Source organism: Curtobacterium sp. 22159 (assembly GCF_052045775.1).
In the GTDB taxonomy this organism is placed as follows: domain Bacteria; phylum Actinomycetota; class Actinomycetes; order Actinomycetales; family Microbacteriaceae; genus Curtobacterium.
In genome coordinates, this window is record NZ_JBQEPN010000004.1 from 212,832 (window position 1) to 236,634 (window position 23,803).

Consider the following 23,803-nt stretch of genomic DNA (forward strand, 5'->3'; position numbering starts at 1 on the left):
GGCGCCGGGCACGTGACGCCGCGCGCCTGACGCCGGGCACGCGCGGCTCACGCCTTGCGCATGTACGCCCGCACGGTGAGGGGTGCGAACACCGCGACGATCACGGCGGCACCGACGAGCGAGAACACCAGGTCGCTGCCGACGACCCCGTGGTTCACGAGGTCCCGGACGGCCGTGATGAGGTGCGAGATCGGGTTGACCTCGGAGAACCAGCGCAGCCAGTCCGGGAGCGTGTCCGCCGGGACGAACGCGTTCGACAGGAACGTCAGCGGGAACAGCACCATGTTCGAGATGCCGGAGACGCTCGACGCCGTCCGGGCGATGACCCCGAAGTAGGCGAAGATCCAGCTGATCGCCCACGCGACCACGATGACGAGCAGGCCGGCGAGGACGACCGACCACACGCCGTGGGCGGGACGGAGACCCATGATGATGCCGACGACGAAGGTGATCGTCGTCGCGATCGCGTAGCGCACGGTGTCCGCGAGGAGCGCTCCGGCGAGCGGCGCGATGCGGGCGATGGGGAGCGACTTGAAGCGGTCGAAGACCCCCTTGTCCATGTCCTCCCGCAGCTGCACGCCCGTCACGATCGACGACGTGATGTTCGTCTGCACGAGGATGCCGGGGATGATGATCGGCAGGTACTTCGAGACGTCGCCCGCGATGGCGCCGCCGAAGATGTACGTGAACATGACCGTGAAGATGATCGGCATGAGCGTCACGTCGAACAGCTGCTCGGGCGTGCGCCGGACCTTGATCAGGCCGCGGTACGCCATCGTGAGGGACTGCCGGACGGTCGCGCCGAGTCCGGTGCCACCGACACCGGGGCGCGGCGTGACCCGGGGCCCGGCCGTGCCCGTGGTGGGGGTGATGGTGGTCATGCCTTGCTCCCTTCGAGCTCGCGTTCGGCGTCGTCGGTCGCACCGGTGTCGACCGGCTTGCCCGTGATCGTCAGGAAGACCTCGTCGAGCGTCGGCTTCTGCACGCTCAACTCGGCGAGGGAGATGCCCGCCTCGCGGAACGACACGAGGAGGTCGGTCACGCGGTCCGGGTCGGTCATCGGCGCGGTGAGCCTCGAGCCCTCGGGGCTCGCCACCGCCTCGACGCCGAGGGTGTTCCGGACGATGGCGCGGGCGGCGTCGAGCCGGATGCCCTCGGTGAGCCGCAGCTGGAGCGACGCCGTGCCGATCGAGGACTTCAGCTCGTCCCCGGTGCCCTCGGCGACGACCCTGCCGTGGTCGATCACGGCGATGCGGTCGGCCAGCTGGTCGGCCTCGTCGAGGTACTGCGTCGTCAGCAGCACGGTGGAGCCCGTCGCGACGAGGTCACGGATGGTGTCCCACATCTGCGCCCGGGTCCGGGGGTCGAGGCCGGTGGTCGGCTCGTCCAGGAAGATGAGCGGCGGCTGCGCGATGAGGCTCGCAGCGAGGTCGAGGCGACGACGCATGCCGCCGGAGAAGTTCTTCAGCGGTCGGGACGCGGCCTCGGTCAGGCCGAAGCGCTCGAGCAGCTCCGCCGCCTTGCGCTTCGACTCGGCACGACCGAGCCCCAGCAACCGCGAGAAGATGACGAGGTTCTCCGTCGCGCTGAGCGTCTCGTCGACGCTGGCGTACTGGCCGGTGACGCCGATGAGGGAGCGGACGAGCTGCGCTTCGCGCCGGACGTCGTGGCCGAAGACGCGGGCCTCGCCGGCATCGGGCTTCAGCAGCGTCGCGAGCATGGAGATGGTGGTGGTCTTGCCGGCGCCGTTCGGGCCGAGCACGCCGTAGACCGTGCCGGCCTCCACACGGAGGTCGACACCGTCCACTGCGCGGTTGGTCCCGAAGGTCTTCACGAGGCCGGTGGCCTCGACCGCGAGCGGGGTGGTGGTCATCGAGGTTCCTTTCGTCGATGTCGAGGACGATCGTGCCCGGGGCCGCTCACGCGGCACTGACGTGGCGCTGACGTGCGCTGACACGCGCTGCTCGCCGGCCGGGACGGGAGGCGCGCAGCGGCCCCGGTACGCTCGCCTGCGTGGACGTGACGGACGAGTCGGGCGCGGTGCGCCTGCGCCTGGACATCGCGTACGACGGCGCCGCGTTCTCCGGGTGGGCCCGGCAGCCCGGGCTCCGGACCGTGCAGGGGGCGCTCGAGACGGCGCTCGCCACGGTCTTCACGCGATGGGGTGCGCCGCCGCTGCTCACCGTCGCCGGGCGCACCGACGCCGGGGTGCACGCGACCGGACAGGTCGCGCACGTCGACCTCACGACGTCGCAGTGGGAGGCGCTCGCCGCCAAGCGGTCACCGCTCGACGGCCTGGTGCGGCGGCTCAACGGGATCGCCGCCCCGGACGGGGACGTCGTCGTCACCCGGGCCTCCGTCGCGCCCGAGGGGTTCGACGCCCGGTTCTCCCCGCTCTGGCGGCGCTACTCGTACCGGATCGCGGACGCCGACGCCCCCCGGGACCCGCGACGACGAGGGCACACCGTGTGGCACCCGGCGCGTCTCGACCCGGAAGCGATGGAGCGCGGGGCGCTGCGACTGCTGGGGCTGCACGACTTCGCGACGTTCTGCAAGCCGCGCGAGGGCGCGACCACCATCAGGACGCTGCAGGAGTTCCGCTGGGACCGCGAGCCGGACGGCGTGCTGGTGGCGCGCCTCCAGGCCGACGCCTTCTGCCACTCCATGGTCCGGGCCATGGTCGGGGCGACCATCGCGGTGGGGGAGGGCCGGTTCGGCGCCGAACGCCTCGAGGAACTCCGGGTCGCCCGTGCACGGACGAGCGAGTTCAAGGTCGCCCCGGCCAAGGGGCTGACCCTCACAGAGGTCGGCTACCCGGCCGACGAGGACCTGGCCGAACGGGCGTCGCAGACCCGCGCGCGTCGGAGCGAGGACGAGCCCGGCGCCGGTACCGTCGGGGGATGAGTTCCCGCGAGCCCCGGTCCGTCGTCTCCGTCGCACCCGGGGTGGTCTTCGTCGAGGGGCCCGTGTCGAACTGGGTCGTCCTCGCCGAGGAGGACGGCGTCGCCCTCGTCGACGCCGGCTACCCGGCGGACACCGACCTCGTGCTCGACACCGTCCGGTACGCCGGACACGACGTCGACGACCTGCGACGCGTGTACGTCACCCACGGGCACGTCGACCACGTCGGCGGCCTGCCCGGGATCCTCGCCCGGTTCCCGCGCGTGGAGGTGCTCGCGCACGCCGACGAGCTGCCGAACGTCCGCGGGCCCGAGCGGCAGCAGGTGACGCCGGCCGAGATCGGCGGACGCCTCGCGAGCCCACGGGTGCTCCGCTGGCTGACCCGTGCCGTCCGCTCCGAGGCGTTGCGGCCGACGACGGTGCCGACCGCGCGCGCGTTCACGGCGCGGGACTTCGAGGGTCGGGCGATCACGCCGTTCCCCGCCGTGGGGCACACCGCCGGGTCGACGGCGTACCTCCTGCCCGCGGCGGACGCCATCGTGACCGGCGACGCCGTGGTCTCCCGGCACGACACCCAACCCGCGTCGTGGGCCCCGCGCCCCCGGATGATCACGCCGTTCTTCACCGCCGACCAGGAGCGGGCGCTCGAGTCCGCCCGAGCGCTGCCCATCCCGGAGATCCTGCTGCCGGGTCACGGGCCGGCCGTCCACCGCGTCGGGGCCGAGTGGGTGCCGGTCGGCGCGTGACCGACGGTCCGCACCGCGCGGCCCACGAGGGCCGGTGGGAGTGATCATTCACCTGAACGCAACCTGAGGGACTCCGCAGGTCTGTACGGTTCGAGGGTTCACCACGACCCCTCGACACCGAAGGTCCCCATGCACAGAACCGTCGGGCGCACCCTGCTGTGCGCCACGGCTGCCGCGACGTTGCTCGTGGCTCCGCTCGTCTCCGTGTCCGCCGCCAGCGCGAACCCCGCCGGTACCGGCCTCGTCATCGAGGAGGCCTACGTCAAGGGCGGCAGCGCGAACCAGCCGTTCGCGAACAAGTTCGTCGAGATCGGCAACCCGACCGACGCCGCCGTCGACCTCTCCGGATGGTCACTGCAGTACCGCTCCGCGACCGGCACCGGTGCCGCGACCGTCGGCACGCTCTCCGGCTCCGTCCCCGCGCACGGCACCTACCTCGCGCAGCTGTCGAGCAACGGCACCAACGCCACGGAGAACCTGCCGACCCCGGACGTGACGCTCGGCCTCAACCCCGGCGGCTCCGGCGGCGTGCTCGTCCTCTCCGACTCGACCGCACCGCTGACGCTGCCGGTCGGCTCCGTCACCGACAGCACCGACGGCGTCGTCGACCTGTTCGGCTACGGCACGGCCACGACGTTCGAGGGTGCACGGTTCGCCACGACCACGGCGAACAGCGTCCCCGACGCGTTCGTCCGCCAGGGCACCAGCGACACCGACACGAACGCCGTCGACTTCTCGCTGACGACCGACCCGACGCCGACGAACGCCGCGGGCGAGACGGCGACGCCGATCCCGACGACCCCCACCGACCCGGGTGACGGCGGGACGACCGACCCGGCCGAGACCGTCACGATCGCGCAGCTCCAGGGCACGACGAACACCTCGCCCTACGTGGGGAAGACCGTCACCACGTCCGGCGTGGTCACCGCGGTGTACGCCACCGGCGGGTTCAACGGGTACACGATCCAGACGCCCGGAACCGGCGGGACGATCGATCTCGGATCGCACACCGCCTCCGACGCCGTGTTCGTGTACTCGTCCGCCACGGCCGGGCTCGTCCGGACGGGCGACCACGTCCAGCTGACCGGCGCGGTCTCGGAGTTCAACGGCCTGACCGAACTCACCGTGACGAACGCGTCGGCGCTGACGAAGCTCACCGACACCGTCGCCGCACCGCAGCCGGCAGCGGTCGCGTTCCCGACGACCGACGCGCAGCGCGAGTCCCTCGAGAGCATGCTCATCGCTCCGCAGGGCGCGTACACCGTCGCCGACAACTACACGACGAACCAGTACGGCGAGGTCGTCCTGGCGAGCGGGTCGAAGCGGCTGATCCAGCCGACCGAGGTCGGTCGTCCGGGGAGCGCCGAGGCGGTCGCCGCCGCGGCCGACAACGCTGCGCGCGCGGTGACGCTCGACGACGGCGCCAGCACGAACTTCCTGACGCAGGCGAACAAGAGCATCCCGGTGTCCTGGCTCACCCAGGGGCCGGTCACCGTCGGTGCGGCGGCGAGCTTCAGCCACCCGGTCGTGCTCGACTACCGCAACGACACGTGGAAGTTCCAGCCCACCGCGCCGATCACCGGCGCGACCCCGGCGGCGGACCTGCCCGTGTCGTTCTCGAACGTCCGGCAGCCCGCGCCGCAGGACGTCGGCGGCGACGTCAAGCTCGCCGGGTTCAACGTGCTCAACTACTTCCCGACGACGGGTGACCAGCTCACCGGGTGCACGTACTACACCGACCGCGCCGGCGACCCCGTCACGGTCAACTCCGGCTGCGACGCCCGCGGTGCCGCCCAGCAGGAGGACTTCCTGCGCCAGCAGGTGAAGATCGTGAAGGCCATCAACGGCCTCGGTGCCGACGTCGTCTCCCTCGAGGAGATCGAGAACTCGGCCCGCTTCGGTCAGCAGCGCGACGCAGCGGTCGCGACGCTCGTGGACGCGCTCAACGCCGCCACCGGCACGGACACCTGGGCCTACGTGAAGTCGCCCGCGAAGGTGCCGACGAGCGAGGACGTCATCCGCCTCGCGCTCATCTACAAGAAGGACCGCGTGCAGCCGGTCGGCGAGTCGACGATCCTCGACGACGCCGCGTTCGCCAACGCCCGCCAGCCCGTCGCCGACGCCTTCCGCCCGGTCGGCGGCACGGCCGACGACGACTTCCTCGTCATCGCGAACCACTTCAAGTCGAAGGGCTCGGGCGACGGCGAGAACGCCGACCAGGGTGACGGCCAGGGTGCGTCGAACAAGTCGCGCGTCGCACAGGCGAAGGCACTCGTGACCTTCTCGTCGGCGATGCAGACCCAGTACGGCACCGACAAGGTGTTCATGCTCGGTGACTTCAACGCCTACAGCAAGGAAGACCCGGTGGTCGTCCTCGACGACGCGGGCTACACCGACCTCGGACCCGCGCTCGACTCCACGGAGTACTCGTACGTCTTCTCGGGCCTCAGCGGCTCGCTCGACCACGTGTTCGCTTCGAAGGCGGCACTCCGGCAGGTCACCGGCGTGGACATCTGGAACATCAACTCGGTGGAGTCGGTCGGTCTGGAGTACAGCCGCTACAACTACAACGCCTCGATCCTCTACACGGACGACGTGTACCGGGCGAGCGACCACGACCCGATCCTCGTCGGCTTCGACCTCGGCGGCGCGACCACCCCGGGTGACGGCGGGACCCCGGGCGACGGTGGCACGCCTGGTGACGGTGGGACCCCCGGCGACGGTGGCACGCCTGGTGACGGTGGCACGCCCGGTGGGGGCACCACGACCCCGCCCGGCAGCGGATCCACGCCGGCCCCGGAGCCGGGTGCCGGTGGCGCGACCCCCGTCGCCCCGTCGGAGTCGTCGTTGACCGAGGCGAACCGCGGCTCGGTCGCCGCCCCGTCGTCGGCCCGTCCGGGCGAGACGATCACCGTCACCGTCGGCAGCCGGTACGCCGGCAAGCGGGTCCAGGTGTGGATGTTCTTGACGCCGGTCCTGCTCGGCACGGAGACGGTCGCCGCTGACGGCACGGTGTCCATCACGATCCCGTCCGACGCACCGGCGGGAACGCACCGCATCGTGGTCACCGCTGCCGACGGCACGATCCTGGGGTGGACGACCATCACGATCGACCCCGTCACGGGCGCGCTGGCGTTCACCGGTGCCGACCTGACGGGCGGCATCGCGGTCGCGCTGCTCCTCCTGGCGTCCGGCGCGGGAGTGCTCGTCGTCCGCCGTCGCCGTGGAGCGCGCTCCGCGGTCTGATCGACACGGCGTCACCTCCCGTCCGGCACGTCGTGCGTTCGACAAGGCGGGCCGCATCGGGTAGGCTCTCACCTTGGTCTGCGCGCCCTGTGCGCCGGACAGTCAGATGAGCCCTCCACCGGGCAGTTCCCACCGGCATCGCCAGCGGGAACACCCACCGGAGCGGGATTCACGGACTCCTCACCTCGACACGAAAGCAGCACTCCTGTGACTCGCACGTTCTCCCCGAAGCCGGCAGACGTCCAGCACGACTGGATCGTCATCGACGCGACCGACGTCGTCCTCGGCCGTCTCGCCACGCACGCCGCAGCGCTCCTGCGCGGCAAGCACAAGGCCACCTTCGCCCAGCACATGGACATGGGTGACTACGTCATCATCATCAACGCGGACAAGGTCGCCCTCACCGGCTCCAAGCTCGCGAAGAAGGTCTACTACCGTCACTCGGGCTACCCGGGCGGCCTCACGGCGACCTCCTACCCGGAGATGCTCGAGAAGCACCCGACCCGCGCCGTCGAGAAGGCGATCCGCGGCATGCTGCCGAAGAACACCCTCGGTCGTGAGCAGCTCAAGAAGCTGAAGGTCTACGCCGGCGCGGAGCACCCGCACGCCGCGCAGCAGCCCAAGGCGTACACCTTCGACCAGGTCGCGCAGTAACGACGGCCACGACGACTTCCAAGGACTAGAGAAAACTCATGGCTCAGATCGCTGACTCCCTCGACCAGACCCCGGAGAGCTTCACCACGGAGAGCGCCCCGGCGGCTTCCGAGGCCGCTCCCCGCCAGATCCTCAACGTCTCCGGCGGTGCCGTCGGGCGCCGCAAGGAGGCCATCGCCCGCGTCCGCCTCGTGCCGGGCGGCGGCGAGTTCAAGGTGAACGGCCGTTCGCTGGAGGACTACTTCCCGAACAAGCTGCACCAGCAGCTCATCAACGACCCGTTCAAGGTGCTCGAGCTCCTCGGCGCCTACGACGTCACCGCCCGCATCACGGGTGGCGGCCCCTCGGGTCAGGCCGGTGCGCTCCGCCTCGCCATCGCGCGTGCGCTGAACGAGATCGACCGCGAGAACAACCGTCCGACCCTCAAGAAGGCCGGCTTCCTCACCCGCGACGCCCGCGTCATCGAGCGCAAGAAGGCCGGTCTCAAGAAGGCCCGCAAGGCCTCGCAGTTCTCGAAGCGCTAGTCGCTCGACGAACCCGATCGCAATGCCGCGTCTGTTCGGTACCGACGGCGTTCGTGGTCTCGCCAACGGCGAGCTGACGGCCGCGCTGGCTCTGGGTCTCGCCCAGGCCAGCGCGGCCGTGCTCACGCACGGACACCATGCGGACGCCCGTCGGGCGTCCGGCCGGCCGCGCCCCCGCGCGGTCCTGGCGCGCGACCCGCGCGTCTCCGGCGAGTTCCTGGGCTCCGCGGTCGCGGCCGGGCTCGCCTCCGCAGGCGTCGACGTCCTCGACGCCGGGGTCATCCCCACCCCCGCTGCGGCGTTCCTCGTCGCGGACATCGACGCCGACTTCGGCGTCATGATCTCCGCGTCGCACAACCCCGCGCCCGACAACGGGATCAAGTTCTTCGCCACGGGCGGCCGGAAGCTCCCGGACGAGGTCGAGGACCGCATCGAAGCGGCCATGCATGACCACTCCGCGCCCACGCCCACCGGCGGCGAGGTCGGCCGGATCACCCGGTTCGCCGACGCCGAGGACCGCTACGTCGTCCACCTGCTCGCGACGCTCCCGAACCGGCTCGCGGGGCTCCACGTCGTGCTCGACTGCGCGAACGGTGCCGCCGCCGGCGTCTCGCCGGAGGTCTTCGTCAACGCCGGAGCCCGCGTGACGCTCATCGGCGCGGAGCCCGACGGCATGAACATCAACGACGGTGTCGGTTCCACGCACATCGACAACCTCGCCCGTGCGGTGCTCGAGCACGGCGCGGACGTCGGCATCGCGCACGACGGAGACGCGGACCGCTGCCTCGCGGTCGACGCCGCCGGCAACGCGATCGACGGCGACCAGATCATGGCGATCCTCGCGCTGTCCCTGAAGGAACGCGGCCAGCTGGCCTCCGACACGCTGGTCGCCACCGTGATGTCCAACCTCGGGCTCACCCGCGCGATGGCCGATGCCGGCATCACGGTCCTGCAGACCGCCGTCGGTGACCGCTACGTGCTCGAGAAGATGGTCGAGGGCGGGTTCTCGCTCGGTGGCGAGCAGTCCGGCCACGTCATCTTCAACGACTACGCCACGACGGGCGACGGCATCCTCACCGGGCTGCACCTCGTCGCCGAGATGGCCCGCACGGGGAAGTCCCTGCAGGAGCTCGCGGCGTGCATGACCGTGTTCCCGCAGGTGCTCGTCAACGTGCGCGGTGTCGACCGGCACGGGCTCGACGACGAGGGCGTGCAGGACGCGATCGCTGCCGCCACCGCCGCGCTCGGGGACTCCGGCCGGGTGCTCCTGCGTCCGTCGGGCACCGAGCCGGTCGTCCGCGTGATGGTCGAGGCGGCTTCGCAGGAGGACGCGCAGCGCATCGCCGACGAGCTCGCCGCCGTGGTGCAGGAGCGGCTGGCGCTCGACGCGGCGTAGCGCGCGGCGCCGCGGCCCCTGCGCTCCGAACCACGAAAGCGACATCGAACCAGGCCCCGCGGTCGGTTCGATGTCGCTTTCGTGGTTCGTCGCAGGCGCCCGCCCCGCGCCCCCGCGCTCAGATCTTGCGGAGCAACACCGAGTTCACCTTGTGGTTCGCGCCCTTCTTGAGCACGAGGGTCGCCCGGGAGCGCGTCGGCAACACGTTCTCGATGAGGTTCGGCTCGTTGATCGCGCGCCACACCTCGGTCGCGGTGCGGATCGCGTCCTCCCGGGACAGCGACGCGAACCGGTGGAAGAACGAGTCCGGGCTGGCGAACGCCTCCTCCTGCAGGGCCAGGAACCGGTCGACGTACCAGGACTCGATGTCCTTCGTCTTCGCGTCCACGTAGATGGTGAAGTCGAACAGGTCGGAGAGTGCGAGCCGCCCGTGCACCGGCGGGGCGAGCACGTTCAGGCCCTCGACGATGAGGATGTCCGGCTGCCGGACGACGATCTCGGCGTCGGGCACGATGTCGTAGACGAGGTGCGAGTAGAACGGCGCGCGCACCTCCGCTGCGCCGCTCTTCACCTGGCTGACGAAGCGCAGCAGGGACCGGCGGTCGTAGGACTCCGGGAAGCCCTTGCGGTCCATGATCCCGCGCCGCTCCAGCTCGGCGTTCGGGTACAGGAACCCGTCCGTCGTCACGAGCTCGACGCGCGGGGTGTCCGGCCACCGCTTCGTCAGCTCGCGCAGCAGTCGCGCGACGGTGCTCTTGCCGACGGCCACGGAGCCCGCGACGCCGATCACGAACGGCGTCCGACCGGCCCGCTCACCGAGGAAGCGACTCGTCTCCGCGTGCAGGTCCCGCGCACCGGCCGCGTACAGGGTCAGCAGCCGGGAGAGCGGCAGGTAGACCTCCTGCACCTCCTGCATGTCGAGGCGGTCCCCGAGCCCGCGCAGCTGCACGATCTCGGTCTCGGTGAGGGAGAGGTGCTCCTTCGGGGCGAGTTGCGACCACTCGTCGCGCGGGATCTCCACGAACGGGGTCGGGTGCGCGACGGTGGTCTCCGAGATCGGCATGGGGTCGAGCGTACCCAGGTGGGGCCGGGAGGCGCGGTGCGGGTGAGCGGGTCCGCCCACGCGCACCGCGCCTCCCGTCACCGTCAGGCGGGGAGCGCCGCCTCGATGGCGGCGACGACCTCGGGGGCGTCCGGCTTCGTGGTGGGACGGAAGCGGGTGACCCTGCCGTCGGGGGCGACCAGGAACTTCTCGAAGTTCCACGTGACCCGGCCGGCCTTGCCGGACGCGTCCGGGGTCTCCTTGAGGGCCTGGTAGAGCGGGTGCGCACCCTTGCCGTTGACCTTGACCTTCTCCGACATCGGGAAGGTGACGCCCCACGTGGTGGAGCAGTACTCCTCGATCGCCTCCGACGAGCCGAGCTCCTGCAGGAACTGGTTGCTCGGGAAGCCCAGGACGGTGAAGCCGCGCGGGCCGTACTCCTTCTGGAGCGCCTCGAGCTGCTCGTACTGCGGCGCGAGACCACAGCGTGACGCCACGTTCACCACGAGCACGGCCTTGTCCGCGAAGGCGCCGAACGTGGTGTGCTCGCCGTGCAGCGTCGTGATCGCGATGTCGTCGAACCGTCCCATGTGCCAAACGTTATCCCCAGCCCTGCTGCTTCGCAGGGTCGGTGTCCAGGCAGACCGTAGGATCGGTCCCATGTGTGGAATCGTCGGCTACGTCGGCAGCAACAGCAGCCAGGACGTGCTCCTCGGTGGTCTCCGTCGGCTCGAGTACCGCGGCTACGACTCGGCGGGCATCGCCGTCGTGGACGGGGCGCACGAGCTCGCGTCGGCGAAGAAGGCGGGCAAGCTCCAGGCCCTCGTCGACGAGCTCGAGACGCACCCGATCGCCGACGGCGGGACGGGCATCGGCCACACCCGCTGGGCGACGCACGGCGGCCCGACCGACGGCAACGCGCACCCGCACCTGGCCGACGGCGGCAAGCTCGCCCTCATCCACAACGGCATCATCGAGAACTTCTCCGAGCTGAAGCAGGAGCTCCTCGACGAGGGCGTCGAGTTCCTCAGCGAGACCGACTCCGAGGTCGCCGCGCACCTCGTCGCGAGGGCGTTCCGGCAGACCGGTGACCTGACGGCCGCCATGCAGCAGGTCGTCCAGCGACTCGAGGGCGCCTTCACCCTCCTCGTGGTGCACGCCGACCAGCCCGGTGTGGTCGTCGGTGCCCGCCGCAACTCCCCGCTCGTGGTGGGGCTCGGCGACGGCGAGAACTTCATGGGCTCGGACGTCGCCGCGTTCGTCGCGTACACGCAGCGTGCCCTGGCCATCGGGCAGGACGAGATCGCCACGATCCGCCCCGACGGCGTCGACGTCATCCACTTCGACGGCACCCCGGCCTCGCCGAGCGAGTTCGAGGTGAACTGGGACGCCTCCGCCGCCGACAAGGGCGGTTGGACGTCGTTCATGGCGAAGGAGATCAGCGAGGAGCCCGAGGCCGTCGCGAAGACGATCCTCGGCCGCGTGCACGACGGCGCCGTCACGCTGACCGACCTCGACCCGATCGCCGAGCGGCTGCAGCAGGTCGACCGGGTCATCGTGATCGCCTGCGGCACCGCGGCCTACGCGGGGATCCTCGGCAAGTACGCCATCGAGCAGTGGGCCCGCGTCCCGGTCGAGGTCGAGCTCGCCCACGAGTTCCGCTACCGCGACCCGGTGCTGAACGACCGCACGCTCGTGGTGTCGATCAGTCAGTCGGGCGAGACGATGGACACGCTCATGGCCGTGAAGTACGCGCGTGAGCAGGGCGCCCAGGTCCTGTCGATCTGCAACACCCAGGGCGCGACGATCCCGCGCGAGTCCGACGCGGTGATCTACACGCACGCCGGGCCCGAGGTCGCCGTCGCGTCGACGAAGGCGTTCATCGCGCAGGGCGTCGCGCTGTACCTGCTCGGGCTGCACCTCGCCACGCTGCGGGGCACGCTCACCGCCGAGCAGATCGCTGAGCAGGTCGCCGAGCTGGAAGGGCTCGCGCCGAAGCTGCAGCAGACCATCGAGGACGCGTCCGGCATCGCGGACCTCGCCCGGTGGATGGCCGACACCCGGAGCGTGCTCTTCCTGGGGCGTCACGTCGGGTACCCGATCGCGCTCGAGGGTGCGCTCAAGCTCAAGGAGCTCGCGTACATCCACGCCGAGGGCTTCGCCGCCGGTGAGCTCAAGCACGGCCCGATCGCGCTGATCGAGCCGGGGCAGATCGTGTTCGTGATCGTGCCGTCGCCGCGTGACCCGCGGTCGCTGCACCCGAAGGTCGTGTCGAACATCCAGGAGATCCGTGCCCGCGGTGCTCGGGTGATCGCCATCGCCGAAGAGGGCGACGCCGCCGTGCTGCCCTTCGCGGACGAGGTCCTGCGGATCCCGCTCGCGACGCCGCTGTTCGAGCCGCTGCTGGCCGTGGCGCCGCTGCACATGTTCGGCATGGAGCTCGCGGCTGCGAAGGGTCTCGACGTCGACCAGCCGCGCAACCTCGCGAAGTCGGTCACCGTCGAGTAGTCGGCGATGATCATCGGCATCGGGGTCGACGTGGTCGACCTGGACCGGTTCGAGCGGGTGCTCGGCCGGACCCCGGCGATGCGCACGCGGCTCTTCACGCCGTCCGAGCTCGTGCGCGACGGGGAACCGCGGCCGATCGCGTCGCTCGCGGCACGGTTCGCGGCGAAAGAGGCGCTGATCAAGGCGTTCGGGTCGAGCGCGGGGCTGAGCTGGCAGGACCTCGAGGTCGTGTCGGACGACCAGCGGAACCCGTCGCTCACACTGCACCAGGGGGCGCGGCAGGTCGCCGAGCAGCGCGGCGTCTCGACCGTGCACCTGTCGCTGTCGCACGATGGAGGGATCGCGACGGCGTTCGTGGTCATCGAAGGGAAGTCGGATTGACCAGCCACACACGCAGGCCGCGCCGATCGGCGCGGCGGAACCAGCGCCTCCGGGCAGGGGGTGCGCGGTGAGCGCGTTCACGGGGAACGCCCTCGATCGTCCGGTGTTGGTCCGGTCGCTCATCGCCGAGCCGGGCGAGGGGGTCGCGTCGTGAGCGCGTTCACCGGCATCACCGTCGACCGGGAGGCGCTCATCGCCAACTACGCGACGGTCGCCGAGCGGGTGGCCCCGTCCGGCGTCATCGCGGTCGTCAAGGCCAACGGGTACGGCCACGGCGCAGCCGAGGCCGCGCAGGCCTTCGTGGACGCCGGCGCGGAGTGGCTCGGCGTCGCGGACATCGACGAGGGCATCGCGCTCCGGCACGCGGGCATCGACGAGGGCGTCCGGATCCTCGCGTGGCTGCACGCCCCCGACGAGGACTTCCGGCGCGCCGCCCAGTACGGCATCACCCCGGCGGTGTCGAGCGTCGACCAGCTCTCCGCCGCGGCCGACTCCGAGGTCCCCGCGGTGCACATCTGCGTGGACACCGGACTGAGCCGCAACGGTGCGGTCGAGTCCGAGTGGGCGGAGCTGTTCGCCACGGCGGGGCGGATCGTCCGGAGCGGCGGCCGGACCCACGTCGAGGGGCTCATGTCGCACCTGTCGAACGCGTCCCGCTCGGACGACCTCGACCAGGACGCTGCGCTCCAGCGTGCCCTCGACGGTCTCGCCGCGAACGGCATCGTGCCCGACATGGTGCACCTCGCCGCCAGCGCCGCGAGCATCGCTGTCCCCGAGACCCGACGCGACGTCGCCCGGGTCGGACTCGCGCTCTACGGGCTCAGCCCGTTCCCGGACCGCACCTCGGCGGACCTCGGGCTGCGTCCGGCGATGCGCGTGACCGCGTCGGTCCTGCGCACCGTGCCGGTCCGCGCCGGTGAGGGCGCGAGCTACGGGTACACCTGGCGGGCGACCGAGGACACCCGACTCGCGGTGATCGGTCTCGGGTACGCCGACGGGTTCGACCGCGACTTCGGCAACCGGGTGTCGGTGCGGATCGGCGACCGGATGTTCCCCGTGGTGGGTCGGGTCGCGATGAACGCGATGCACGTCGACATCGGTGACGCCGACGTCCGGACGGGCGACGAGGCCGTGCTCTGGGGCGACCCGGCGAACGGCGACCCCGCGGTGGAGGACTGGGCGGCTGCGGTCGGCACGATCAACTACGAGGTGGTCGCCCGGGTCGGCCGCAGCGTGGAACGGAGGACGACGTGAACGCCCCGCTGCGACGGGCCCAGATCGACCTCGACGCCTACCGGGCCAACCTCGACCTCGTGCGGGAGTGGATGGACCCCGTCGAGCTGATGGCCATCATGAAGGCCGACGCGTACGGGCACGGCCTCGAACCGATCGCCCTCGCCGCCGTCGACGCGGGCATCCGGTGGATCGGCGTGCTCACGGTCCCGGCAGCCCTGCGGCTGCGGTCGGTCGGTGTCGGCGAGGACGTGCACCTCTTCACCTGGCAGCACGACCCTGCGCTCGACTTCCGCGACGCCGTCGACTCGGCGGTCGACCTCGGCGTCTCGAACGTGCCGGAACTCCAGCGGGTCATCGACGCCGTCGACCAGCGGCCCGCCCGCGTGCACCTCGGGTTCGACTCGGGGCTGCACCGCGACGGGGCGACGCCGGACGACTGGCCCGCACTCGTGTCGCTCGCCCTCGACGCCCAGCGTGCCGGACGCATCGAGGTCGTCGCCGCGTACACGCACCTGGCGGAGTCCTCGGACGACGAGGACGCCTCGGCGGTCGCGCTGTTCGACGCGGCGGTCGAGCAGGCGGAAGACCTCGGGCTGGACATCCCGACGGAGCACGTCGCGGCGTCGCTCGCCGGTCTGGAGCGCAAGGAGTTCCGCAAGGACATGGTCCGCATGGGTGCCAACCTGTTCGGCATCCCCGGCGCCGACGGCGTCTCGGCGGCCGACCTCGGGCTCGAACCCGTGATGACCCTCACCGCGTCGGTGGCGAAGACGAAGCGCGTCCCCGTCGGCACGGGTGTCTCGTACGACTACACGTACCGGACGACCACCGAGACGACCCTGGCGCTCGTGCCGGTCGGGTACGCCGATGGTGTGCCACGCCTGGCGCAGGGGCGGGTCGAGGTGGCGATCGGCGGCAAGCGCTACCCGATCGCCGGACGGGTGGCGATGGACCAGTTCCTCGTCGACGTCGGGGACGACGACGTGCGCACCGGCGACACCGTCGTGCTGTTCGGCACGGGGGAGCACGACGAGATGACCGTCCTCGAGTGGGGTGACGCGCTCGGCACCATCGGTGAGGAGATCGTCTGCCGCATCGGCTCCCGCGTCCCCCGCGTGTACGAGGGGCACCGGGTGGAGGGGCGCGTCGCCGAGTACCTCCGGGGCGAGCAGTGAGCACGGTCCTGCTCGACACCGTCGTCGCGTCCACCGCCGAGATGGGTGCACTCGGGGCTCGGCTCGCCGCGGTCCTGCGCGCCGGCGACCTCGTCGTGCTGACCGGCCCGCTGGGCGCCGGGAAGACGACCCTGACGCGTGGGCTCGGTGCGGCCCTCGGCGCTCGGGGTCAGGTGTCCAGTCCGACGTTCGTGCTCGCGCGGACCCACCCGACGACGGCCGGCCCGGACCTCGTGCACGTGGACGCCTACCGCCTGTCGGACCCGGTGGAGCTCGACGACCTCGACCTCGACTGGGACGCCTCGATCGTCGTGGTGGAGTGGGGGCGGGGCTTCGTCGACGGCATCTCCGACAGCGTGCTCGACGTCGAGATCGTCCGGACGACGGGTGCAGGAGCGGACGCTGCCGACGAGCTCGACCCCGACGACGTGCCGGACGAGCCGCGTCGCGTCGTCGTCACGGCGACGGGACCTCGCTGGGACAGTGTGCTCCTGTGACCTGAAGCTGAGGCTCGGCGGAGAACGAGTTGGGCCGCCGCCCGAAGCCCCACGGCATAACTTGGGGAACTCTCACGAACAGGGTGGTTCTCACAGACCGCGTGGCGGCCGCCGTTGACGCTGCAGGCCAGCCTGAGTCCATGACGACAGGGGAAGCGCCGGTCACACGGCGCAGGGGAACGACGTCCATCAAGGTGCTCGGCGGCCTCGCCGCGGGCGTACTGGTCATCGCAGGGGCTGCGTTGACCACCACCACGCCCGCCTCGGCGGCGTCCGGCGGGAGCGGAGCGCTCTCGTACGCAGCGATCGAAGGGTTCTGGATCGACGCGGGCGGCACTGCCGCGAGCGCGCAGACCGCGGCGGCGATCGCCATCGAGGAGAGCGGGGGCAACCCGGGCGCGATCCAGCAGGGAGTCGGCTACTGCGGGAGCGGGAGTGACCGAGCGGGATGGGGGCTCTGGCAGATCACCTGCGGCGATTCGGTCCCGCAGTACGGCCAGGACTTCCAGATGCTCGACCCGTGGAACAACGCAGAGGCCGCGTTCGCGAAGTACGTCGCGGCCGGCGAGTCCTTCAGCCCGTGGACCACGTACAACGACGGTGCCTACAAGGGCGCGCTGCAGTCCGTGGCCCCGGCGTTCATCGCGGACCCGGGTCAGTGGACCCCTCGCGGAACCGCCCCGGCGGGGACGCACAACTCGTCGGACCCGGGTGCGACGTACGGCCCTGGCATCCCGAACGCGCCGACGCCGACCGGGTCGTACGTGACCGCCGGCCACGTCAAGCAGACCGGGCTCTGGAGCATCACCGCGGGCAAGGCGGCGACGTCCTTCCCCGTCGGTGTCGCGGCGGGTACGAGCCCGGCGATCGCCAGCCTTTCGAGCAGCTCGTACGTCATCGCGTTCCAGGCGTCCGGAGGTGACCTCTGGTCCATCACCTCCGGCGGAGCCGCGACGCACTTCCCGGTCGGCATGAAGGCGGGCACGAGCCCGTCCATCATCGCGACGTCCGGTGGCGGGTACGTGATCGCGGTGCAGACCAACGGCGGCAAGCTGTGGACGATCACGAACACGCAGGCTGCGACGTCGTTCGACGTGGGCATGGCAGCCGGCACGAGCCCATCGATCGTCGCGACTCCGGGCGGCTACACCGTTGCCGTGCAGACGAACACCGGCAAGCTCTGGACGATCACGAACACGAAGGCCGCGACAGCGTTCGACGTGGGGATGGCTGCCGGCACGAGTCCTTCGATCGCGGCGACCTCCGGCGGGTACACCGTGGCGGTGCAGACGAACACGAACGTGCTGTGGACGATCACGAACACGCAGGCGGCCACCGCCTTCCACATCGGGATGCAGGCCGGCACCAGCCCGGCGATCCTCGCCACGTCGAGCGGGTACGTCGTCGCTGCTCAGGCGAACAACGGCGACCTGTGGAGCGTCACGAACGCGAACGCGGCGACGCACTTCTCGATCGGGATGGCGTCGGACACGAGTCCGTCGATCGCGGCGGTCGGCAGCGGCTACGTCATCGCGGTGCAGACGAACTCCAGCGACCTGTGGACCGTGACGAACACGAACGCGGCGACCTCGTTCGGAGTCGGCCTCGCGAGCGGCACGAGCCCGGCGATCCTCGCGCGCTGAGCACGCCGGACGGGGCCGGGTCGCGATGCGGCCCGGCCCCGTCCCGTGCCACCCGCGCCGCTCAGAGCATCGTGTCGGCCAGCGTCCTGAGCTCCCGCCAGCCACCCCGCTCCTCCGCCACAGCCGAGGGCACCGGCGGCATCCGGTCGGCTGCCACGAGCGGCCCGAGGTCGAGGTCGGTCAGCGCAGCGATGTGCGCGACCGGCACCTGGAACGTGCGGAACGGCCCGAGCGGCGGAGGATCGCCGGCGCCGACCGATTCGAGGTCGATCCGGTCGAGCGACGGGGTCTGGTCGAGGACGAACCCGGCCGCCGCCAGATCGGCGCCACCGCTGGTCGCCCACGCCGCGACCTTCCAGAAGAGCCGCGGGATCCGAACGCCCCGGTACAGCGGATCGTCGTCCGCGAAGACCGGCCCGGTGAACACCGAGACGCGCAGCCGGTTCACCTCCGCGTACTGCAGGACGTGGTCCTCGACGCCCGCCCACAGGTTCTCGCCCTGGTTGAACGCAGCGGCCTGCGGAGCAGCGTTCGTGTAGACGAAGGTGTCCTCGTTCGCTCGGGCCCCGTCATCGCCCCACACGGGATCGCGTCGCCGGACGAGGTGACCTCGGTCGAGGTCGTTCCGCGCGTACACGTCAGGCCCGGCCTGCTCGTCCGCCGGCACGCGGGGATCGAGGTGCCAGTCGTCCGCTCGGTCCAGGTCACGGACCGCCCCGCCGTCGAGGTTCGCGGCAGTGGAGGCAGCGAGTCTGCGCGCCGGCTCGAACACGACGGTGAAGTGCGTGTACGGCAGCACGGTCGTCGGTCGTACGGACGGCGGGAGCGGCAACGCCACGTCGGGGCCGAGGAATCCGGGGTCGTATCCGTCCATGCAGCAGGTTCTACCGCCCGCCGATGACGCTCAGGTGGCCGCGGGGTGTTCACGCGGTACCGCCTACGATGGACGGGTGCTGCTCGCGATCGACACCTCCGCCGGGACCTCCGTCGCCGCGGTCGACCCGAGCACAGGTCTGGCACGAGCGACCCGCAGTACCGAGGACAGCCGCCGTCACGCCGAGGTCATCGGCCCCTTCCTCGCCGAGGTCCTCGACGAGGCCGGCATCGCCGCCGCCGACGTCACCGGCGTGGTCGCCGGCATGGGCCCCGGCCCGTTCACCGGCCTCCGCGTCGGCATCGCGGCCGCCCGCACCTTCGCAGCGGCACGCGGCGTCCCGTTCCTGCCGCTCGTCAGCCACGACGCCGTCGCGGCCGACCAGGCGCAGCAGGGCCCGTTCGTCGTCCTCACGGACGCCCGTCGGCGCGAGGTCTACTGGAGCGCCTACGACGAGGCCGGCACGCGGGTCGCGGGTCCCGGACTCGCGAAGCCAGCGGATCTGGATGAGGCGATCCGCGCCTCCAGTCCGACAGCCGTGGGCTGGGACCGCGTGACGGCAGCGTCGATCCCGGCCTGGAGGCTCGGCGCGCTCGCCGCGGACCGGCTCGCCTCCGGTGCGCCCTTCGCCGAGGACGCGCCCCTCTACCTCCGCGACCCCGACGTCACGATGCCGGGGGCGCCGAAGCGGGTGAAGCAGTGACCCTGCCCGACGGGCTGCGCCTGCGGCGCGCCCACCCGCAGGACCTCGACGACGTGATGTGGCTCGAGCACGCCTCGTTCCCGACGGACGCGTGGTCCGCGTCGCAGATGTCCGGCGAGCTGTACTCACCGCACGGCTACTACGTCGTTGTCGAGACCACCGAGGACGGTGCGCCGACGATCGTCGGGTACGCGGGCCTGTCGTCCCTCGCGGGCAACCCCGTCGCCGACGTGCAGACCATCGCGGTCGCCGCGGACCATCGGGGCAAGGGCATCGGACGTGTGCTCTTCACCGAGCTCCTCGGCGAAGCACGTCGTCGTGGCGTGCACGAGGTGTTCCTCGAGGTGCGCGCCGACAACCCGGTCGCGCAGGCCATGTACGCCGCGTTCGGGTTCGAGCGGATCGCCGTGCGCCCCCGCTACTACCAGCCCGACGGGGTCGACGCGTGGGTGATGCGCGCATCGCTGACGCCGCCGACGGAGGGGCCCGGGCCGATCGGACAGGAGACACTCGATGAGCACCGCTGAACCACTCGTGCTCGGGATCGAGACGAGCTGCGACGAGACCGGCGTCGGGATCGTCCGGGGGAGCACCCTGCTCGCGAACGTCATCGCGTCGAGCATGGAGGAGCACGCGCGGTACGGCGGTGTCGTGCCGGAGGTGGCAGCGCGGGCGCACCTCGAGGCCATGACCCCGACGCTCGAGGCCGCGCTCCAGCAGGCCGGTGTGACCCTCGACGAGCTCGACGCCGTCGCCGTGACCGCCGGCCCGGGGCTCGCCGGCGCGCTCATGGTCGGGGTCGGGGCCGCGAAGGCGCTGGCGGTGGCGACGGGCAAGCCGCTGTACGGCGTGAACCACCTCGTCGGTCACGTCGGCGCGGACGTCCTGCGTGCGGACGGCAGCGAGATCGAGCTGCCGACGGTGGCGCTCCTCGTCTCCGGCGGACACACCTCGTTGCTGCTCGTGAAGGACCTCGTCGGGGACGTCGAACTGCTCGGCGAGACGATCGACGACGCCGCGGGGGAGGCGTTCGACAAGGTCGCGCGGCTCCTCGGTCTGCCGTACCCCGGCGGTCCGCAGATCGACAAGGCGGCTGCCGAGGGTGATCCGACGGCGATCCGGTTCCCGCGCGGACTCACCCTGCCGAAGGACATGGCTGAGCACCGGTACGACTTCTCGTTCTCGGGGCTCAAGACCGCGGTCGCCAGGTGGGTCGAGCGCTGCCGTGACGAGGGGCGCGAGGTCCCCGTGGCGGACGTCGCCGCCAGCTTCCGTGAGGCCGTGGTCGACGTGCTCGTCACGAAGGCGATCAACGCCTGCCGCGACGCCGGGGTCGACCGGCTCCTGCTCGGCGGTGGGGTGGTGGCGAACGCCCGCCTCCGCCAGGTCGCCACCGAGCGGTGCGCGGCGGCGGGCATCGAGCTGCGGATCCCGCCGTTCGACCTCTGCACCGACAACGGAGCGATGATCGCGGCGATCGGGGCCCGGCTCGTCGCGGAGGGGCACGCCCCGAGCGACCTCGGGATCGCCGCCGACTCGACGCTGCCGGTGACGACCGTCCAGGTCTGACCGGTCTTCTCCGCGCGCTCCTGAGGGCGTCTGTGGGAGGATTCACAGGGCACCGACGAACGCGGTGCCGAGAGGGGTGGACGGTGTCCGATCAGAACGAGTGGCCGAAGCCGGGCGAGACGAACCCGGGCAACGACGCGTCCGCGCGGGAGCAGGCACCGTCGAGTGCCGCCCAGCCCGGATCCGGCGGTCCGCAGCAGTACGGCGCATCCGCCCCCGAGGCCCCGTCGGCGGCTCCGACCGATCCGTGGGCACAGTCCGGCCAGGGCGCGGCGGCCCAGGGAGTGTCGGAGGGGCACACGGCCCCGCAGAACCCGTACGGGGCGCCGCAGAACCCCTACGCGGCTCCGCAGAACCCCTACGCCGCTCCGCAGAACCCGTACGCTGCTCCCGGCCAAACTGGTTACGGCGCACCCCAGAACCCGTACGCCGCACCGCAGGGGCCGAACGGCAACCCGTACGGCGCGCAGGGCGGCTCGAATCCGTACGCCGCCCCGCAGAACCCCTACGCCGCTCCCGCCGGGTACGCCTCGGCTGGCTACCAGCCCTACGCGCAGCGCCCGAAGACGAACGTCCTCGCGATCCTCTCGATCATCTTCGCGTTCGGCGGCGTCATCATCTGGCCGCTCATCATCCTGACGAGCCCGGCCGGCGCGATCATGGGCCACATCGCCCTCGGCAAGATCAAGCAGAGCGGCGAAGGCGGACGCGGGCTCGCGCTCGCGGGCGTCATCGGCGGGTGGATCATGACCGGCCTGTTCATCCTGTTCGTCGGGGCCTTCGTGATCTTCGGCATCATCGCCGGCACGCACGGCGGGTACTCCGACTACGACTCCGGCTACGACTCCGGCGCCTTCATCGGCTAGGCACCGCCGCAGGACCACCACGACCCCGTCGGCCACCGGCCGGCGGGGTCGTGCGCGTCCGGTCTTCCCGGACCGTGTCGGTCCTACCCGGCCACGTCGGCAACCCGCTCGCACAGGATCGCCGCGTGCCGCCCCTCCAGTCGGGTCAGCACGAGCGTCACCCGCCCCGTCCCCCGCAACCGCAACCGCTTCCGGAACTGCGCCGGGTCCACGTCGACCCCGCGCTTCTTGATCTCCACGGTGCCGATGCCGTCGGCGGCCAGCCGTGCGGCGAGCTGCTTCACGTCGAGCGGCATCGTGTCGAGCACCCGGAAGGTCTGCGCGAACGGCGTCTGCACGGCTCGGTCCGAGGCGATGTAGGCGATGCCGTCGGACAGCATGTGCCCGTCGATCGACCGCGCGACGTCGCCGATGAGCCGTGCGCGGATGACGGCGCCGTCGGGCTCGTACAGGTACTGTCCGATGCCGCCCACCGGGACGTCGGGAGCGTCGGACGCGCCCGTCAGCTCCGCCACGCCGTGCGCACCGATGACGGTCGCGGCACGACGGACCCCCGGCCTGGCGAGCGGCCCGAACCACAGGGCGAGCTCCACGACCTCGCGGTCGACGGACGTCCACTGCGCCTCGGCGGTGTCGGGGATGAGGTCGCGGTCGACTCCCGGTCCGAGCTTCACGCCGGTCGGGGTCGTGGTGGCGGCGGCGAACACGGTGTCGAGCGACGGCGACCAGTCGTCGGGGTCGGCGAGCCGATTCGTGTTCGCGTGCCCCGCGGTGCGACGTGCTGGGTCCATCCAGACGCCGTCGACGCGTGCGAGGTCGAAGTCGGCTGCGTCGCCGAGCTCGACGCGGGCGGTGTCCCAGGGCGACAGGTTGTGCGTGGCGACCGCAGCGGTCACCTCGTCGCGGTCGACCGCGGTGACGTCGAGGTCGAGCGCGGCCATCGCCATCGCGTCGCCGCCGATCCCGCAGCCGAGGTCCGCGACGCGTGTGAGGCCCGCGGCCGCGAACCGACCGGCGTGCTGTGCGGCGACCTGCAGTCGGGTCGCCTGCTCGAGTCCGGCTTCCGTGAAGAGCATCCGGCTCGCGAACGCGCCGAACTTCGTGCGGGCCTTCTGCCGGAGCTTCGCCTGCGTGAGGACCGCGGCCACCAGGCCCGGGTCGTGCCCCTCCGAGCGCAGCCGCGAGACGACCCGGACGATCTCGCCGCCGTCCGAGACGGCAGGCGTACGGTCGAGCAGGGCCATCCCCTCGGGGGTGAGCAGCTGGGCGAGGTCGGCGGCTTCCACCCGTCGATCCTCCCAGGTCGCCCGGTCCGGGAGTTGTGCTGGCACTCGGATTGACCGAGTGCCAGCGGACGCCCTAGAGTTGGCGTTGGCACTCTCCTGTGCGTAGTGCCAACCCGGTTTTCATCTCTACCGAGTCAGTACCGAGAAAGAAGAGGTCACCGTGGCCGTCAGCATCAAGCCGCTCGAGGATCGCATCGTCATCCGCCAGGTCGAGGCGGAGCAGACCACCGCTTCCGGTCTGGTCATCCCGGACACCGCGAAGGAGAAGCCCCAGGAGGGCGAGGTCGTCGCCGTGGGTCCGGGTCGTATCGACGACAACGGCAACCGCGTCCCGCTGGACGTCGCCGTGGGTGACAAGGTCATCTACTCGAAGTACGGCGGAACCGAGGTCAAGTACTCCGGCGAGGACCTCCTCGTCCTCTCGGCCCGCGACGTCCTCGCAGTCGTCGTCGGCTGAGTCCAGCCGTCACTCCACGAACGCCCCGTCCGGCTCGCAGCCGGCGGGGCGTTCGTGCGTCCGGCGGTCGTGGGCGCGGGCCTGGAGGCGCGGTGCCGG

Annotated in this window: 23 protein-coding genes; 17 read left to right on the top strand and 6 right to left on the bottom strand. The window is 71.5% G+C overall.

The features are described from left to right. Positions 1-47 precede the first annotated feature (47 nt). Positions 48-881, bottom strand: coding sequence for an ABC transporter permease (locus tag ACTJKO_RS06785; RefSeq protein WP_440686987.1), 834 nt, complete (start codon positions 879-881; stop codon positions 48-50). Then, the gene (locus ACTJKO_RS06790) at positions 878-1,873 is read right to left on the bottom strand and encodes an ATP-binding cassette domain-containing protein (RefSeq protein WP_440686990.1); all 996 of its coding nucleotides are present in this window, start codon (positions 1,871-1,873) and stop codon (positions 878-880) included. The genes ACTJKO_RS06785 and ACTJKO_RS06790 overlap by 4 nt, the downstream gene beginning before the upstream one ends. A 140-nt stretch (positions 1,874-2,013) precedes the next feature. Between ACTJKO_RS06790 and truA the strand changes: the two genes are divergently transcribed. The 6 genes from truA (at position 2,014) to glmM (ending at position 9,467) form a co-directional block, all read left to right on the top strand. Beyond that, positions 2,014-2,904 (top strand): tRNA pseudouridine(38-40) synthase TruA, encoded by an 891-nt coding sequence (gene truA / locus ACTJKO_RS06795; RefSeq protein WP_440686992.1) that lies wholly within the window; start codon positions 2,014-2,016, stop codon positions 2,902-2,904. Further along, entirely contained in the window at positions 2,901-3,647 is a 747-nt protein-coding gene (locus ACTJKO_RS06800) for an MBL fold metallo-hydrolase (RefSeq protein WP_440686994.1), read from the top strand. Before truA ends, ACTJKO_RS06800 begins: the two co-directional genes overlap by 4 nt. Positions 3,648-3,776: 129 nt before the next feature. Further along, on the top strand, positions 3,777-6,893 hold the full coding sequence (locus tag ACTJKO_RS06805; RefSeq protein WP_440686996.1) for an ExeM/NucH family extracellular endonuclease: 3,117 nt from the start codon (positions 3,777-3,779) through the stop codon (positions 6,891-6,893). A gap of 207 nt (positions 6,894-7,100) precedes the next feature. Next, on the top strand, positions 7,101-7,547 hold the full coding sequence (gene rplM / locus ACTJKO_RS06810; protein ID WP_022904636.1) for a 50S ribosomal protein L13: 447 nt from the start codon (positions 7,101-7,103) through the stop codon (positions 7,545-7,547). Between the two features lie 38 nt (positions 7,548-7,585). Beyond that, positions 7,586-8,071: a 30S ribosomal protein S9 gene (gene rpsI / locus ACTJKO_RS06815; protein ID WP_440686998.1), complete on the top strand. Its 486-nt coding sequence runs from the start codon at positions 7,586-7,588 to the stop codon at positions 8,069-8,071. 22 nt (positions 8,072-8,093) lie between these two features. Next, the gene (gene glmM, locus ACTJKO_RS06820; RefSeq protein WP_440687000.1) at positions 8,094-9,467 is read left to right on the top strand and encodes a phosphoglucosamine mutase; all 1,374 of its coding nucleotides are present in this window, start codon (positions 8,094-8,096) and stop codon (positions 9,465-9,467) included. Positions 9,468-9,585: 118 nt separating this feature from the next. Here the strand turns inward: glmM and coaA are convergent, their stop codons facing one another. After that, positions 9,586-10,530: a type I pantothenate kinase gene (gene coaA / locus ACTJKO_RS06825; protein WP_440687002.1), complete on the bottom strand. Its 945-nt coding sequence runs from the start codon at positions 10,528-10,530 to the stop codon at positions 9,586-9,588. Positions 10,531-10,613: 83 nt separating this feature from the next. Continuing rightward, positions 10,614-11,099, bottom strand: a complete 486-nt coding sequence (locus ACTJKO_RS06830; protein ID WP_440687004.1) for a glutathione peroxidase — start codon at positions 11,097-11,099, stop codon at positions 10,614-10,616. 70 nt (positions 11,100-11,169) lie between these two features. Between ACTJKO_RS06830 and glmS the strand changes: the two genes are divergently transcribed. The 6 genes from glmS to ACTJKO_RS06860 all read left to right on the top strand — a co-directional run bounded on the left by glmS (position 11,170) and on the right by ACTJKO_RS06860 (position 17,949). Continuing rightward, on the top strand, positions 11,170-13,017 hold the full coding sequence (gene glmS / locus ACTJKO_RS06835) for a glutamine--fructose-6-phosphate transaminase (isomerizing) (protein WP_440687006.1): 1,848 nt from the start codon (positions 11,170-11,172) through the stop codon (positions 13,015-13,017). A 6-nt stretch (positions 13,018-13,023) separates the two neighbouring features. Next, the gene (locus ACTJKO_RS06840; RefSeq protein WP_440687008.1) at positions 13,024-13,398 is read left to right on the top strand and encodes a holo-ACP synthase; all 375 of its coding nucleotides are present in this window, start codon (positions 13,024-13,026) and stop codon (positions 13,396-13,398) included. A 150-nt stretch (positions 13,399-13,548) separates the two neighbouring features. Then, entirely contained in the window at positions 13,549-14,652 is a 1,104-nt protein-coding gene (gene alr / locus ACTJKO_RS06845; protein ID WP_440687010.1) for an alanine racemase, read from the top strand. Beyond that, on the top strand, positions 14,649-15,809 hold the full coding sequence (gene alr / locus ACTJKO_RS06850; protein WP_440687012.1) for an alanine racemase: 1,161 nt from the start codon (positions 14,649-14,651) through the stop codon (positions 15,807-15,809). The genes alr (ACTJKO_RS06845) and alr (ACTJKO_RS06850) overlap by 4 nt, the downstream gene beginning before the upstream one ends. A 41-nt stretch (positions 15,810-15,850) precedes the next feature. Further along, entirely contained in the window at positions 15,851-16,306 is a 456-nt protein-coding gene (gene tsaE, locus ACTJKO_RS06855; protein WP_440687097.1) for a tRNA (adenosine(37)-N6)-threonylcarbamoyltransferase complex ATPase subunit type 1 TsaE, read from the top strand. Positions 16,307-16,446: 140 nt separating this feature from the next. Further along, complete coding sequence (locus tag ACTJKO_RS06860) at positions 16,447-17,949, top strand: hypothetical protein (RefSeq protein WP_440687014.1); 1,503 nt, start codon at positions 16,447-16,449, stop codon at positions 17,947-17,949. Positions 17,950-18,010: 61 nt separating this feature from the next. Here ACTJKO_RS06860 and ACTJKO_RS06865 read toward each other — a convergent pair whose 3' ends face one another. After that, positions 18,011-18,823 carry a DNA/RNA non-specific endonuclease gene (locus tag ACTJKO_RS06865; RefSeq protein WP_440687016.1) on the bottom strand — a complete coding sequence of 271 codons (813 nt, stop codon included), beginning with the start codon at positions 18,821-18,823 and terminating at the stop codon, positions 18,011-18,013. A gap of 76 nt (positions 18,824-18,899) precedes the next feature. Here ACTJKO_RS06865 and tsaB point away from each other — a divergent pair, with 76 nt between their 5' ends. The 4 genes from tsaB to ACTJKO_RS06885 all read left to right on the top strand — a co-directional run bounded on the left by tsaB (position 18,900) and on the right by ACTJKO_RS06885 (position 21,961). Then, entirely contained in the window at positions 18,900-19,526 is a 627-nt protein-coding gene (tsaB, locus tag ACTJKO_RS06870) for a tRNA (adenosine(37)-N6)-threonylcarbamoyltransferase complex dimerization subunit type 1 TsaB (protein ID WP_440687018.1), read from the top strand. Beyond that, positions 19,523-20,053, top strand: a complete 531-nt coding sequence (gene rimI / locus ACTJKO_RS06875; protein WP_440687020.1) for a ribosomal protein S18-alanine N-acetyltransferase — start codon at positions 19,523-19,525, stop codon at positions 20,051-20,053. The genes tsaB and rimI overlap by 4 nt, the downstream gene beginning before the upstream one ends. Then, entirely contained in the window at positions 20,040-21,095 is a 1,056-nt protein-coding gene (gene tsaD, locus ACTJKO_RS06880; RefSeq protein ID WP_440687022.1) for a tRNA (adenosine(37)-N6)-threonylcarbamoyltransferase complex transferase subunit TsaD, read from the top strand. Before rimI ends, tsaD begins: the two co-directional genes overlap by 14 nt. Before the next feature lie 83 nt (positions 21,096-21,178). Further along, positions 21,179-21,961 (top strand): DUF4190 domain-containing protein, encoded by a 783-nt coding sequence (locus ACTJKO_RS06885; protein ID WP_440687024.1) that lies wholly within the window; start codon positions 21,179-21,181, stop codon positions 21,959-21,961. An 83-nt stretch (positions 21,962-22,044) separates the two neighbouring features. Here ACTJKO_RS06885 and ACTJKO_RS06890 read toward each other — a convergent pair whose 3' ends face one another. Beyond that, the gene (locus ACTJKO_RS06890) at positions 22,045-23,247 is read right to left on the bottom strand and encodes a class I SAM-dependent methyltransferase (protein WP_440687026.1); all 1,203 of its coding nucleotides are present in this window, start codon (positions 23,245-23,247) and stop codon (positions 22,045-22,047) included. 160 nt (positions 23,248-23,407) lie between these two features. On the opposite strand from ACTJKO_RS06890, the gene groES reads away from it, so the two are divergent. Next, on the top strand, positions 23,408-23,704 hold the full coding sequence (groES, locus tag ACTJKO_RS06895; RefSeq protein WP_440687028.1) for a co-chaperone GroES: 297 nt from the start codon (positions 23,408-23,410) through the stop codon (positions 23,702-23,704). The last annotated feature ends 99 nt before the right edge of the window (positions 23,705-23,803 follow it).